This is a genomic window from Lysinibacillus sp. SGAir0095, from assembly GCF_005491425.1.
Taxonomy (GTDB): Bacteria; Bacillota; Bacilli; order Bacillales_A; family Planococcaceae; genus Ureibacillus.
Genome location: NZ_CP028083.1, coordinates 22,085 through 35,774 on the forward strand (window position 1 = coordinate 22,085; position 13,690 = coordinate 35,774).

The 13,690-nt window shown below is 38.0% G+C and carries 13 protein-coding genes and 1 other annotated feature; of the genes, 7 read left to right on the top strand and 6 right to left on the bottom strand.

Features of this window, described 5'->3' with window-relative positions; genetic code table 11:
- Positions 1-6: 6 nt before the first annotated feature.
- Entirely contained in the window at positions 7-1,440 is a 1,434-nt protein-coding gene (locus C1N55_RS00080; RefSeq protein WP_205758498.1) for a MocR-like pyridoxine biosynthesis transcription factor PdxR, read from the bottom strand.
- Between the two features lie 108 nt (positions 1,441-1,548).
- On the opposite strand from C1N55_RS00080, the gene pdxS reads away from it, so the two are divergent.
- The 3 genes from pdxS to serS all read left to right on the top strand — a co-directional run bounded on the left by pdxS (position 1,549) and on the right by serS (position 4,673).
- Complete coding sequence (gene pdxS, locus C1N55_RS00085; RefSeq protein ID WP_137726942.1) at positions 1,549-2,433, top strand: pyridoxal 5'-phosphate synthase lyase subunit PdxS; 885 nt, start codon at positions 1,549-1,551, stop codon at positions 2,431-2,433.
- Between the two features lies 1 nt (position 2,434).
- The gene (gene pdxT / locus C1N55_RS00090; RefSeq protein ID WP_137726943.1) at positions 2,435-3,037 is read left to right on the top strand and encodes a pyridoxal 5'-phosphate synthase glutaminase subunit PdxT; all 603 of its coding nucleotides are present in this window, start codon (positions 2,435-2,437) and stop codon (positions 3,035-3,037) included.
- A gap of 44 nt (positions 3,038-3,081) precedes the next feature.
- Positions 3,082-3,295 (top strand) — a binding site (T-box leader).
- A 97-nt stretch (positions 3,296-3,392) separates the two neighbouring features.
- On the top strand, positions 3,393-4,673 hold the full coding sequence (gene serS / locus C1N55_RS00095) for a serine--tRNA ligase (protein WP_137726944.1): 1,281 nt from the start codon (positions 3,393-3,395) through the stop codon (positions 4,671-4,673).
- Positions 4,674-4,788: 115 nt separating this feature from the next.
- Here serS and C1N55_RS00100 read toward each other — a convergent pair whose 3' ends face one another.
- Positions 4,789-6,102, bottom strand: a complete 1,314-nt coding sequence (locus C1N55_RS00100) for a short-chain fatty acid transporter (RefSeq protein ID WP_137726945.1) — start codon at positions 6,100-6,102, stop codon at positions 4,789-4,791.
- Between the two features lie 293 nt (positions 6,103-6,395).
- Here C1N55_RS00100 and C1N55_RS00105 point away from each other — a divergent pair, with 293 nt between their 5' ends.
- Complete coding sequence (locus tag C1N55_RS00105) at positions 6,396-7,553, top strand: aminotransferase A (RefSeq protein WP_137726946.1); 1,158 nt, start codon at positions 6,396-6,398, stop codon at positions 7,551-7,553.
- A 353-nt stretch (positions 7,554-7,906) separates the two neighbouring features.
- Here C1N55_RS00105 and C1N55_RS00110 read toward each other — a convergent pair whose 3' ends face one another.
- Both C1N55_RS00110 and tadA read right to left on the bottom strand, forming a co-directional pair.
- Positions 7,907-8,446 (bottom strand): SF0329 family protein, encoded by a 540-nt coding sequence (locus C1N55_RS00110; protein WP_137726947.1) that lies wholly within the window; start codon positions 8,444-8,446, stop codon positions 7,907-7,909.
- Positions 8,436-8,960, bottom strand: coding sequence for a tRNA adenosine(34) deaminase TadA (gene tadA, locus C1N55_RS00115; protein ID WP_205758499.1), 525 nt, complete (start codon positions 8,958-8,960; stop codon positions 8,436-8,438). The genes C1N55_RS00110 and tadA overlap by 11 nt, the downstream gene beginning before the upstream one ends.
- A gap of 215 nt (positions 8,961-9,175) precedes the next feature.
- On the opposite strand from tadA, the gene C1N55_RS00120 reads away from it, so the two are divergent.
- Both C1N55_RS00120 and C1N55_RS00125 read left to right on the top strand, forming a co-directional pair.
- A complete protein-coding gene (locus C1N55_RS00120) occupies positions 9,176-9,817 on the top strand; it encodes a deoxynucleoside kinase (RefSeq protein ID WP_137726949.1) in 642 nt (213 codons plus the stop codon).
- Positions 9,814-10,482 carry a deoxynucleoside kinase gene (locus C1N55_RS00125; RefSeq protein WP_137726950.1) on the top strand — a complete coding sequence of 223 codons (669 nt, stop codon included), beginning with the start codon at positions 9,814-9,816 and terminating at the stop codon, positions 10,480-10,482. The genes C1N55_RS00120 and C1N55_RS00125 overlap by 4 nt, the downstream gene beginning before the upstream one ends.
- 142 nt (positions 10,483-10,624) lie before the next feature.
- Here C1N55_RS00125 and C1N55_RS00130 read toward each other — a convergent pair whose 3' ends face one another.
- Positions 10,625-11,839, bottom strand: coding sequence for a translocation protein TolB (locus tag C1N55_RS00130; RefSeq protein WP_137726951.1), 1,215 nt, complete (start codon positions 11,837-11,839; stop codon positions 10,625-10,627).
- Positions 11,840-12,051: 212 nt separating this feature from the next.
- Between C1N55_RS00130 and C1N55_RS00135 the strand changes: the two genes are divergently transcribed.
- A complete protein-coding gene (locus tag C1N55_RS00135) occupies positions 12,052-12,843 on the top strand; it encodes an ABC transporter ATP-binding protein (RefSeq protein WP_137726952.1) in 792 nt (263 codons plus the stop codon).
- 66 nt (positions 12,844-12,909) lie between these two features.
- Here C1N55_RS00135 and C1N55_RS00140 read toward each other — a convergent pair whose 3' ends face one another.
- Positions 12,910-13,671, bottom strand: coding sequence for an MBL fold metallo-hydrolase (locus C1N55_RS00140; RefSeq protein ID WP_137726953.1), 762 nt, complete (start codon positions 13,669-13,671; stop codon positions 12,910-12,912).
- Between the last annotated feature and the right edge of the window lie 19 nt (positions 13,672-13,690).

The following is a 13,690-nucleotide window of genomic DNA, read 5'->3' on the forward strand; positions in this document are numbered from 1 at the left end:
GAAGTCTCATAGTTCATGAGATTTCCCTTTTTTATGGCTTCTTTTAATCCCCCAACAGTTCATTAGTTTATGAATAGCTGGCTCAACATCATCTAATGCCACACCGCCAAATCCAAGTAAAAAAGTCGGTTGCTCATATTCAATTGGTCTTAATAAGTAATCAGATACGGGGTAGACTGCTATTCCACTTTTATTTGCAATCTGCTTTAAGTCATTCTCTGATTTATCTAAGGGTACTGAAATTAAAATGTGCATTCCAGCATGGTCGCCCGTAATGGAAGTAGTCGGATAAAAGCTTGTTAGAGTATTGGTTAGCCTATCATGCTTTTTTCGGTAAATTTTCCTCATTCGATTTAAGTGCTTTGAGAAGTGACCGTCCTTCATAAAATTCGCTAAGATGTGTTGGTCAAATCTTGGAACAGTGGCTGAATAATAGCTAAAAATCTCCTGATAGGATTTCAAAAGGGCAGGAGGTAAAACAAAATAAGCAACACGCAACGAAGGCATTAAAGACTTCGTAAAAGTACTTAAATAGATCACCTTTTCATTTTGATCCATCCCTTGTAATGCTGGTATTGGTTTTCCGATATAACGAAACTCACTATCATAATCATCTTCAATGATATACCGATTAGCCGCTTTGGCCGCCCAATTTAATAAGTGTGTTCTTCTAGCAGCTGATAGTACAGCTCCTGTAGGGAATTGATGGGAAGGGGTAATATATACGATATTTGCATCGGTATTTTCTAGTTCATCAACGACTAGGCCATCTTCATCTACAGCAATTGGAACAGCCTTGTTTGTTAGATGAATTCTAGGGATTGCAGAATAACCTGGATTTTCGAGAGCAATTTTTGAATTCGTCTCGATTAAACGTAAAATCATAGGCAGTAAATGTTCAGTCCCTGACCCAATAACAATCTGCTCTGGATTACAGATAATTCCTCGAGATTGATACAAATAATTAGCAATTTCTAAACGGAGTTCATACTCTCCTTGAGGCTCGCCTACTTGGAGATATTCCTTGGATGGAAAATCAAATAAATCCTTAGCATACTTTCTCCATATGGCAAAAGGGAAGGATTCCGTATCAATTTTCCCAGGATGAAAATTATATTGATAAGGCTCAGTTCCTTTTAAAACAGTTTCAACTTTTATTTTCGCCTGTTTATTTTCTACAAAGGGCAATTCGTCAATTTCCTCAACAAAGAAGCCTATACGCGGTTTAGAAGCAATATAGCCCTCTGCTAGTAATTGCCCATATGCAATCTCGACTGTTGTTTGGCTAATATTTAGAAAGTCGGCTAACTTCCTTTTGGAGGGTAATTTTGTTCCGACTTCAATTTGCTTTGTAATAATCGCATCTTTCATTCCCATATAGAGTTGTTCATATAATGGTTTTTTACTATTTTTTTCAAGCTTGAAAATTAGCATATCCATGGGCATTCCTCCTATGTGACCATAAGACTTTTTGGAAAATTGACTCTTTTTATATGGTCAATTTTTATTATACTTGAAACCATCAAAGTAGTGGAGGGGAAATTTCACATGAGACTAGTTGGAACTGAGAGAGTAAAACGTGGTATGGCTGAAATGCAAAAAGGTGGCGTCATTATGGATGTTATTAATGCGGAGCAAGCAAAAATAGCAGAAGCTGCAGGAGCAGTTGCTGTAATGGCCTTAGAACGTGTTCCATCAGATATTCGTAAAGCAGGCGGCGTTGCACGAATGGCAGATCCACGTATTGTAGAAGAAGTTATGAATGCTGTATCGATTCCAGTGATGGCTAAGGCACGTATTGGTCATATTGTAGAAGCCCGTGTATTAGAAGCAATGGGTGTAGATTATATTGATGAAAGCGAAGTATTAACACCGGCAGATGAGGAATTTCATTTATTAAAAAGTGACTATACAGTCCCTTTTGTATGTGGGTGCCGTGATCTAGGAGAAGCTGCCCGTCGTATTGGGGAAGGTGCTTCGATGCTCCGTACAAAAGGTGAGCCAGGCACTGGCAATATCGTTGAAGCTGTACGTCATATAAGAAAAGTAAATGCACAGGTAAGACGTGTGGTTGGCATGAATGAAGACGAACTAATGACTGAAGCGAAAGATTTAGGTGCACCATATGAATTACTGATTGAAATTAAACGATTAGGACGTCTTCCAGTGGTTAATTTCGCTGCTGGGGGAGTAGCAACGCCAGCTGATGCTGCTTTAATGATGGAATTAGGAGCAGATGGTGTTTTTGTTGGTTCCGGTATTTTCAAATCCGAAAATCCTGAAAAATTTGCCCGTGCCATTGTAGAAGCGACAACTCATTACAAGGATTATCAACTAATTGCTGAAATTTCAAAAGAGCTAGGAAGTCCGATGAAGGGCATTGAAATTGCAACACTTCTAGATAGTGAACGTATGCAGGAACGAGGTTGGTAGGATGAAAATAGGCGTTCTTGCTTTACAAGGTGCAGTGAGAGAGCATATTCATCAGATTAAATCCCTGGGTTGTGAAGCTATTGAAGTCAAATCCTTGAATGATCTCTCTGGATTAAACGGACTGGTGTTACCTGGTGGGGAAAGTACAGCGATGCGTAAATTATTGACCCGCTTTCAATTGCTGAACCCAATCCGTTCCTTGGCTCAACTAGGATTACCGATGTTTGGAACCTGTGCGGGGCTTATTTTATTAGCTAAAGAAATTGTAGGTTATGATGAAGCACATCTGGGTTTAATGGATGTTGTGATAGAACGAAATTCCTTTGGCAGACAGGTTGATAGTTTTGAAGTGGAAATGTCAGTAAAACATGTAGGGGACAATATTCCAGGAGTATTTATTCGAGCACCGCATATTGTTTCTGTTGGACCTGGTGTCGACGTTCTAGCTGAGTATAATGGGCGAATAGTTTTAGCAAAAGAAGGACAATACTTAGGTTGTTCTTTTCATCCTGAATTAACGGAAGATACTCGTCTAATGCAATATTTTATTGAAATGGTGAGAGATTTTAATAAGACTTCTCTTGCAAAATCGCACAGCATATAGTACATTATGGTTAATTTAATTCGCATATGGCGAATAACATATTGATAACATCGATGATAGGAAGTAGTAACAAGCGTGTTTTTTTAAGAGAGTCAGCGGTTGGTGGAAGCTGATAGAAGCACTTGTGAATCCGTCCTTGAGTTGCTTAAGCTGAATTCGCAGTAGGCTTTTGCCGGTTGAAAAGCCGTTATGAGATAAGCGGATTAGAACTTTTTCTAATCAATTAGGGTGGCAACGCGGGTAGCTCTCGTCCCTTTATGGGGATGAGGGCTTTTTTGTGTTCTCTTTCTCTAATACGGTGAAGTGGATGGAATAACAATATAACGAAGAAAATAACTATAATGGAGGAATCAACATGTTAGATATTAAACGTGTCCGTGATAATTATGCAGAAGTGAAAAAAATCCTTCTAACTCGTAATGAAGATTTAGGGAATATTGATGAGTTTGAAGAGTTAGATGCAAAACGTCGTGAATTAATCGCAAAAACAGAAGTATTAAAAGCAGAACGTAATAAGGTATCAGAACAAATTTCAGTGATGAAACGCAACAAAGAGAATGCTGATGAAGTCATTGCTCGTATGCGTGAAGCGGGAGACGAAATTAAGCAGTTAGATAATGAGCTTCGTGAAGTGGAAGAGAAATTCGATTATATGATGATGCGTCTACCAAACATCCCTCATGAGTCTGTGCCTGTTGGTGAAACAGAAGACGATAATGTGGAGGTACTTACATGGGGTGAGCAACCAAACTTTGATTTTGAAGCAAAACCACACTGGGATCTTGCAACAGATTTACGAATTGTCGATTTTGAACGTGCAGGTAAAGTAACAGGTAGTCGTTTTGTGTTCTACCGTGGCTTAGGTGCTCGTTTAGAACGTGCTTTAATGAGCTTTATGATGGACTTACATGCAGAAGAGCATGGCTATGAAGAAATGCTGCCACCAGTAATCGTTAACCGTGACAGCTTAACAGGTACAGGTCAATTACCGAAGTTTGAGGAAGATGTATTCAAATTAGTGGATACGGATTACTTCATGATTCCAACTGCTGAAGTACCTGTAACAAACTTCTACCGTGATGAAATTATTGATGGAGAGATTTTACCAAAAGGCTTCGCTGCCTATAGTGCTTGTTTCCGTTCAGAAGCAGGGTCTGCAGGTCGTGATACGCGTGGTTTAATTCGTCAACACCAATTCAATAAAGTGGAATTGGTGCGCTTTGTAAAACCGGAAGAGTCTTATAATGAATTAGAAAAATTAACAGGCCATGCAGAGAAGGTCCTTCAATTATTAGGCTTACCGTACCGCAAATTATTAATGAATACATCTGATCTTGGTTTCACAGCAGCCAAAAAATACGATTTAGAAGTATGGATGCCGACACAAAACATGTATCGAGAAATCTCTTCTTGCTCAAACTTTGAAGATTTCCAAGCGCGCCGTGCAAATGTTCGTTTCCGCCGTGAACCAGGAGCAAAACCAGAGTATGTACACACGTTAAACGGTTCAGGTCTTGCAATCGGCCGAACAGTTGCAGCGCTTTTAGAGAACTATCAGCAAGCCGACGGAAGTGTTCTTATACCTGAAGTTCTACAACCATACATGGGCGGAAAAGAAGTTATCGCTCCGCAGTAAAATAAGTAAAAATATAAAAATAGCCAAGACAATGCGCTTGGCTCCTTAATTTCATATTTCAACTTGAACAGGGCTTCCATAAAGTTGGCAAGCCCTGTTCTTTTCTATCTAGATGTTAAAAGAATAATAACCCGATACTTATAATCACACCAGTGAAAATGAGCACGAATAAGCAGAAGCCCATTATGTCTTTTGCCTTTAATCCAGCTATTGCTAAAGCTGGAAGTGCCCAAAATGGCTGAATCATATTCGTCCAAGCATCTCCCCATGCAATGGCCATTGCTGTTTTTGCATAGTCCGCCCCCAGTGATTGTGCCGCTTCCAGCATAATGGGTGCTTGCACTGCCCACTGCCCTCCGCCTGAAGGGACAAAGAAGTTTACTAAACCAGCTGAATAGAAAGTAAATAAATAGAAGGTAAAATCGTTTGAAATGCTGATGAACCATTCTGAGAAAACCCCTGCTAACCCCGATACTGTCATCATCCCCATAATTCCTGCATAGAACGGGAATTGGAAAACAATACCTGCTGTCGTTTTAATTGCACTTTGAGCGGCTGCCAAGAAGCGCTGTGGTGTGCCGTGCAAAATAATGCCAAGAATAATGAAGATTGTATTGACGATATTTAGATCCAATACAAACCCCTTTGTTGCAAAATGATGAGCCAAATAGGAAAGGCCAATAAGTCCGATTAAGATTGTTAATAATGAACTTCTCTCTGTCCAAGAAGCGAATGTTTTCTCAGCAAGAGGGAATTTTTGCTCCTCTTCCACTAATAACGCTGGATCTACCTCCACCACATCTTCGTCTTTTGGCATCATCCAACGATTGAAGAAAGGCAATGTAAATAAAATCACTATTACGATAAACAAATTATATGGTGTGAAAATTGTATCGGAAGTTGGCACTACCCCCATTATTCCTGCAAATGGATGACCTTCTGTCGCAACCGAAAGTGGGATTGAACCAGCTAAACCACCATGCCAAATCACAAAACCAGAATAGCTACTCGCAATTAATAAACGATAATCGACTTTCTTCACATGACGAGCAATCTCTTTTGCAAATAATGCGCCAATAACTAATCCAAAGCCCCAGTTAATCCAACAAGCTAGTAGTGAAATGAAAGTCACAATAATGATGGCGCTAGTCGGTTTCTTAATCTTGCTTGCAATGGAAGATAGGAATTTCTTAAAGATTGGGCTGTTAGCTAAAACATGCCCGGCAGCCAGTACGATGACCATTTGCATTGTAAAAGAAAGTAATCCCCAGAAGCCATCCCCCCAATAAACAACCATATCCAATGGTGAGCTAGGTGTCAGAATAACTCCTAATAGGAAAACAAGTACCGTTAAAATCGCAACAAATATATAGGGGTCGGGTAGGTACTTATCCATAATGGTGTTGGATATCCTTGTTAAAGTCTTCATTTAAATCTCTCCCTTCGTATAAGTTTGAAAAATAGGTAAAAGTATTTTTCGTTGCATAATATGTCATGAAGAAGATTATTATTTCGGTAATAATGAAAAATAGTTAGTGATAATAGATATAAAGGGAATTAAAATAGTAGGATTTTATTATAGTAAAGTCTGAAAATACTTCTTCAAATATTGTAAAATGAAAATAATGAATATTTGAGCAGATTTGGCTTATCACGATGAGTCTTTTTGATATGAAAAGTTTTACATTAAAGCAAAAAAGTTTACTAGAAGGGGATAATAGAATGGAACATTTAATTTATAAAAACCTAAAGAAAATTGAGCTATCCGGTATACGAAAGTTTACGAATATGCTAGTGGATTACCCTAATGCAATAAATCTAACGATTGGCCAACCTGATTTTCCTACACCAACACATGTAAAAGAAAAGGCAAAGCTTGCAATTGATCAAAACCATACATCTTATACACCGAATGCAGGGATTTTTGAATTGCGAAAAGCAATTTCTTCCTTTTATGATCAACAGTATGGATTATCTTATCATCCGCAAGATGAAATTATTGTAACGCACGGTGCTTCCGGTGCACTTACTATTGCTTTAAGAACTATTTTAGAAGAAGGTAGTGAAGTCATTTTATCAGCTCCTGCTTATCCTGGGTATATTCCACTGATTGAACTGTGCGGTGCTATTCCAGTTTGTGTGGATACAGAGGCTACTAATTTTGTTTTAACTGCTGAACTGATTGCAAAACATATCTCTGATAAAACAAGATGCGTCATTCTTCCATCACCATGTAATCCGGTGGGGACAATTATTGAAGAGGCGGAATTACAAAAAATTGCTGCCCTTTTAAAAGAAAAAGAAATCTTTATTATTTCAGATGAAATCTATAGCGAATTAATTTATGAAAATACGCACAAGTCCATTGCTTCTTATGAAGGCATGCGAAATAAAACAATTGTCATCAATGGTGTATCAAAATCTCACTCCATGACAGGCTGGCGGATTGGGTATACCTTAGCTCCGAGCTATCTAACAAAAGAAATGACAAAGCTAAATGGCTATTACATTAGCTGTGCAACAAGCATAAGTCAGTATGCGGCACTTGCCGCCTTAACTGATGGATTAAATAATCCAAATGAAATGAAGAAAGAATATAAAGTGCGTCGTGATTATGTATATGACCGCCTAGTAGGAATGGGCTTTGACGTGGTAAAACCAGCAGGAGCATTTTATATCTTCCCGTCTATTAAGAAAACAAACAGGACTTCTTTTGACTTTTGTATAAGTCTATTGAAAGAGCAGGAGCTAGCGACGGTTCCAGGCAGCGCATTCTCCCAGTTTGGTGAAGGCTACATCCGCCTTTCCTTCGCACAACCTTTAGAAGTTTTACAAAAGGGCATGGATCGCTTAGAGAAATTTATGGAGCAGTTTAGCTAATATTATGTGTGTTGGGGGCTAACTTTAATCGGTTGGCCGCCTTTTTTATTTAATAAAAATAGGAAAGATAGTTAGAGGAAAGGGAGGTTTAATTTTTCTGGGAATATTAAGGGGCGATAGAGTGCTTGGGGTAAGGGAGGCTCATCGAAAGGTAAAATAGACGCGATCAATAAGACGTTTTGAACAAAGAAAGCTTCGGAACGGTAGGATAGAGGCGATCTATAAGACAGTTGGAGCAGAGAAAGCTCCTGAAAAGTAGAAAAGAAGCATCTATAATTCAGCTACAAATAATCTTTAAAGCAGTTTATTGGAATATCTTCTTTTATTTTAATGCATTCATTCCCCACTTCCATTTACTTAAGTCCTTCAGCCTCGCAACGAATATAAAAAAACTTACTCTCTATTGAATGAGGGAAATTCTCCATTGCTAACAGGCGGCGTTTCCCAACGCGTCGGTCAAATAACGCGTATGCTCGAATCAAGGGGTCTTCTGATGTTAAAGCTTGTTCGATTGATATATTAGGGTAATTTAATAGAGCATTATAGAGATGCCAGCTCCCCCATATACCAGTTTGGATTAGCTCTTCTTCCGCTTGATCAGAAGCCGCAATTAATGCTTTTCGTTCTGGTGAATTAAACATGACCTCCCAATTTTCGCTGTATGGAATAGGCTTTAATTCGTATTGTTCTTTCAATTCCTGTTGACGTGAATTATACTTTTGTATGTGTGAAAGATCGGCTGCACTGAAAATTTGCTCTTTATCAAAGCTTAGCCAAACGCGTGACGGAGAATCATGGGCTTGTCGATAGACAGCAGCATGTACTTCAATTCGCCCCTTTAATGAAGTACACAGAAACCCTTCAATCGTTTTCTTTAATTTACTAAATTTCATGATTCTCTCCCTCTTGTATCAACCGTTTCTTCTCAAGTTTTTCTGCTTTTTTTCGTTCTCGAATCGCACGGAAGAAACTAGTCAGGATTTCACCGCACTCTTCTGCTAAAATGCCTTCAGTTACAGCGCATTCATGATTAAATCGCGAATCATTTAACAAACGGTACAATGAATCAACACAGCCCGCTTTCATATCTCTTGCACCATACACGACACGGGGGACACGGGATTGAAGAATGGCACCTGCACACATCGGACAGGGCTCTAATGTAACATACAAAGTTGTTTCTTCTAATCTCCAACTTCCAATCGCTTCACAAGCTTGTTGAATGGCCATCAATTCAGCATGGGTGACAGCATTTTGTGTCGTTTCCCGTAAATTGTGCGCTCGTCCAATTATTTCATCTTGATAGACAATGACAGCCCCGATAGGTACCTCACCTAAAGCTTGTGCTTTTTTCGCTTCTTCAATTGCTTCAAGCATAAATGTCCGATCTCTTTCAAATAGTTCCACGTTCATCTCTCCTTGCTTGCTAGTTTAACATGGCAGTTTGCAAAAATCAGTCATTATTGATTGCTAAAACAATAGAAAATAACCATTATCCTTCCCGTACCATATGCCTTATAATAATTCCTTATTTTGTTTGCAGTCTGTCTCTGTTTTTCGACAAGCTCATATGATAAAATGAATAGCATTGACAAATTTAGACTTGAAGGAGGGACTTCTCGGTGTCTGTTCCATTTATTACAGTAGAGGGTCCAATTGGTGTAGGGAAAACGTCGTTATCTAACGCCATTTCTAACGCCTTTGAATACCATTTATTAAAAGAAATTGTGGATGAAAACCCGTTTCTAGGAAAGTTCTATGAAGACATAGATGAGTGGAGCTTTCAAACGGAGATGTTCTTCCTTTGTAATCGATATAAACAACTAACTGACATTAAGAAACATATAATAGAAACAGGGTCACCTGTCGTAGCGGATTATCATATATTTAAAAATTTAATTTTTGCAAAGCGTACCTTACAGCCATCTGAATATGAAAAGTATGAGTCCATTTACAACATATTAACTGCAGATATGCCACGACCTAATATGGTGGTGTATTTACATGCTAGTTTAGATACATTAATGGATCGGATCGCCCTGCGCGGTAGAGAGTTTGAAAAAATGATTACCCGAGATTACATAGAACAACTAGCTGCTGATTATCACGAATTCATTCAGCATTTTGAAGTGATGCACCCTGATATTCCTGTCATTCAGTTAAATGGCGACGAAATAGACTTTGTAAAAAATCCTGAAGATTTAGAGAAGGTATTAAAATTAGTAGAAGAAAAGCTACAACAAAGGAGTTCACATACAGAATGAATTTACGAGAAAAATACAATATACCATCCAATACGGTGATTACCATTGCTGGGACGGTAGGGGTCGGAAAATCTACAATGACTAAAGCACTTGCAGAAGCCTTAAATTTCCGTACTTCATTTGAAAAGGTAGATACAAACCCATATTTGGACAAGTTCTATGATGATTTTGAAAAGTGGAGCTTCCATTTACAAATTTATTTTCTTGCAGAACGCTTTAAGGAACAAAAACGTATATTTGAGTATGGTGGCGGATTTATCCAAGACCGTTCTATTTACGAAGATACAGGGATTTTTGCAAAAATGCATTATGACAAAGGGACAATGAACCCAACTGATTACGAAACATATACAAATTTATTTGATGCCATGGTCATGACACCATACTTCCCGCATCCAAATTTACTTGTGTATTTAGAAGGACCAATTGACAATATTATTGGTCGCATCCAAGAGCGTGGCCGTGAAATGGAGCAGCAAACACCTAATGATTATTGGATTGAAATGCATGAACGCTATGAAAACTGGATTAACAACTTCAATTCTTGCCCAGTGTTGCGTTTGGACATTAACGATTACGACTTAATGAAAAACCCGGAACAAATCGAGAGCATTGTAGAGCGCATTGCCTATATGTTGGAACAGACAAGTCATCTCCGTAAATAGAATACAAAGTAAATAAAGGGAAGCTTACACAAATTAATAAACTCATATTAACTGCACCGAAAGCTTGCGACAGGCTTAAACAGTGATTTATGTAAGAGATATGAAAGAGTGCCTCCTTTAGTCCAAAAAAGGAGGCACTTTTTTAGTTGCTTTCATTAAAAAAAACAGGGGTAGATTCTACATTTTTTATCCATACATATGGTTCATCGTCTATGTTTTCTTTTATCCATACATCTCCTTGAACTTGATTTTCAACCTTTCGAAGCCAAGTAATTGCATTTCCAACTACTTGAGGTGAAGAATCCAATTCATTGTTTTTGGGGAATGTAAGCTGCTTTTGTTCACCGGATTTAAGGTCTATGGTATAAAGAGAGGTATACATGATTGGAACGGGGCCTTCGTTCCAATCCTTATGATCCTTAGAACGAGCCACTATGATTTTATCCGGGGAAAGCCATTCTAGATCGAGATCGACATACCCTTTAGGTGTGTACGCTTTGGGTGTGGTTGAAATTGGAATATCAGCAATAGCTGTATTTTTGTTTTCAACAAAAAATCTACCTTCCCCAGAGATAAAGGCTAGTTGATTTTTTGATGGTGCCCATTTAATCCAATCTTCAAAGCCAAGCATCTTACCTATCACTTGAAAGTTATCGCCTGTTGATGAGATGACACACAGTGTATTACTGTCGTTGGACCAGGAGGCAGTTGGAATCGCCAAAAGGCTAAGCCATTTACCGTCTGCACTCCACTTAAAATAAGCCGTATCAATTGCAAATAGGTCCTCTTCATTCGTTTGAATCGTAAAAAACGGTGTAATCTTATTTGTATCTAAGTGGGTGTCTAGGGGGACTTTAAAAAGAGGGACTGGCCCCCATCCAGTGGGCACTAAATCCGATTGAGAGGAAACGATAAATGCGTCGCCATCTGGAAACCACTCAAAATTACTTACACCGAGTGCTACATTCTCGAAACCTTGTGGTCGTCCATTCTTCATTTTTGTAACTCTCAAGATTCCATCTACTGTATAAGCCAACTGATTTGAAGTGGGTGACCATTTAAAATGATGTGTTTCAATCCCCTGATAGGGTTGGTAACTCTTATTAACTTTTGAATCATAAATCGTTAAATATTGTTTCTCTCCCGCTTTATTTCCGGCTAAATAGGCTATAAACCGGCCATCAATAGACCATTGTGGAGAAGAAACAAACAATCCTTCAGTAAGCTGGATTTCTTTCTCTCCTTCTTTTATCCAAAGCTGATGATCTCTTATGAATGTTGCCTTAAATGGAGTTTCAGCAGATACATCTAATGAAAATCCTATTAGGAATAGAATAACTAGTAAAATGCGGCTCATTACCCATAACACCTCCTTTTATAGGGTGTCCTGATAAATAACAAAAATTCTAACATAATATTACCGAATACATTATTAGTTAAGCACCATGTAGTTCTTTTCCGTTTAACTTGTTATTGACAATCGAATTAGAAAAGAGAATAATTTTGGTTAATCGTTTCATTGAGAACGATTCTTATTTACTGTAGAATTATAGGAGTTGAAATATATAAATGCGAATGAACGTAAGTAATGTCGAGGTTGGTTACGATAAGAAAGTAATTGTCAACGACCTAACTATTGGAATTCCCGATAGCCAAATCACCACAATTATTGGGTCGAATGGATGCGGCAAATCAACATTATTAAAAGCAATGACAAGAATTATCCCTCACCAAAAAGGACAGATTATGCTTGATGGTGCTGAAATTCAGAAGAAAAATACAAAAGATTTAGCCAAGGAACTAGCTATTTTACCTCAAACACAAGATAGTGCAGTTGGGTTATTAGTAGATGAGTTGGTTTCGTATGGCCGTTTCCCATACCAATCGGGCTTTGGGAGTTTAACAAAGGAAGATAAGGAAATTATCGATTGGGCATTGAAGGCTACAAATACATATGAACTAAAAAATTATTATGTGGATGAGCTTTCTGGTGGTCAGAAGCAACGTGTTTGGATTGCGATGGCTCTCGCACAAAATACGGATATCATTTTTTTAGATGAACCAACTACATATTTAGACATGGCTCACCAGCTTGAGGTTTTAGAACTGCTACAAAACTTAAATGAAAAGGAGAATCGTACAATTGTGATGGTTTTGCATGATTTAAATCATGCAGCGAGATTCTCAAATTATATGATTGCCCTTGAAAAAGGAAACTTGGTAAAAGCAGGGACGCCAGATGAAGTCATGACATCTGAAGTATTAAAAAAAGTTTTTAATATTGATGCTGTTATTAGTAAGGATCCTCGTTCAAACAAACCGATTTGCATTACCTATGACTTAATTAAAAAAGAAAACTAAACCAAATGGCTACATTTAATATTATATGAAAAAAACACTGTTTTTCGAAGACAGTGTTTTTTCATCTCAAAGCAATTCGAGAACCTCTTGTTTTTTAACAAGCTGTATATTAGCTTCTTTTATAACCTCTTCGTAATCCTCTATATTATCGTTATAGTGCATCGCATAGATTTTTTCATGTAAAGATAATGGATAATAGTCCAGCACTTCCTGAAGTGTTGCATGTACTCCGTTAAATGTGAAGCTAACATCCTGGAAAATTGCAACGGTATTTTTATCAACCTGTTCCAAAATATTTGTAGCTTCTAACTTTTTCAAGTCTCCTGAAAAAACAATGTTAGCTTCATCCGATGATAATTTAAACCCGGCACTGATTAAGCCTTCAGCATGTAGGTTCGTCGTATCAATTACTGAAAAAGTGTATTGTCCGATTGTAAAAGTATCGGCATTATTTAATATGATAAAATCACAAAAGTCTTCAACGGTACGCCCCCGATTTTCTAGACTATTCTTAAGGTATTTTCTTAAAGGTAAAGCAAGCTTTTCCTGCACGATAATCATGGTTTTTAGCGGTGAGTGCTGACCGTTTGCAAATTGCCAAAAACGGGTCATGACTAATTCCTCTAGGCCACCGACATGATCATAATGAAGATGTGAAATAAAAACATAATCGATAGCTAGATAGTCATATCCAGCGGCAGGTAAACTATTCCGTAAGGTCGTCCCTGCATCAATTAATAGGAATTTTTCGTCTACTTCAATGATATAGTTATTATGAAAGTTGCTTTTTGTAAAAGCACCACCAACGCCTAAAGGGCAAATTTTCATAGAAGGTCTCCTTTTTAAC

Coding starts and splice junctions, on each gene's coding strand:
- C1N55_RS00125 (WP_137726950.1), top strand. CDS start 9,814: ATGAATTTACGAGAAAAATACAATATACCATCCAATACGGTGATTACC.
- C1N55_RS00100 (WP_137726945.1), bottom strand. CDS start 6,102: ATGAAGACTTTAACAAGGATATCCAACACCATTATGGATAAGTACCTA.
- C1N55_RS00140 (WP_137726953.1), bottom strand. CDS start 13,671: ATGAAAATTTGCCCTTTAGGCGTTGGTGGTGCTTTTACAAAAAGCAAC.
- C1N55_RS00130 (WP_137726951.1), bottom strand. CDS start 11,839: ATGAGCCGCATTTTACTAGTTATTCTATTCCTAATAGGATTTTCATTA.
- serS (WP_137726944.1), top strand. CDS start 3,393: ATGTTAGATATTAAACGTGTCCGTGATAATTATGCAGAAGTGAAAAAA.
- C1N55_RS00080 (WP_205758498.1), bottom strand. CDS start 1,440: ATGGATATGCTAATTTTCAAGCTTGAAAAAAATAGTAAAAAACCATTA.
- C1N55_RS00110 (WP_137726947.1), bottom strand. CDS start 8,446: ATGAAATTTAGTAAATTAAAGAAAACGATTGAAGGGTTTCTGTGTACT.
- C1N55_RS00135 (WP_137726952.1), top strand. CDS start 12,052: ATGCGAATGAACGTAAGTAATGTCGAGGTTGGTTACGATAAGAAAGTA.
- pdxS (WP_137726942.1), top strand. CDS start 1,549: ATGAGACTAGTTGGAACTGAGAGAGTAAAACGTGGTATGGCTGAAATG.
- pdxT (WP_137726943.1), top strand. CDS start 2,435: ATGAAAATAGGCGTTCTTGCTTTACAAGGTGCAGTGAGAGAGCATATT.
- C1N55_RS00105 (WP_137726946.1), top strand. CDS start 6,396: ATGGAACATTTAATTTATAAAAACCTAAAGAAAATTGAGCTATCCGGT.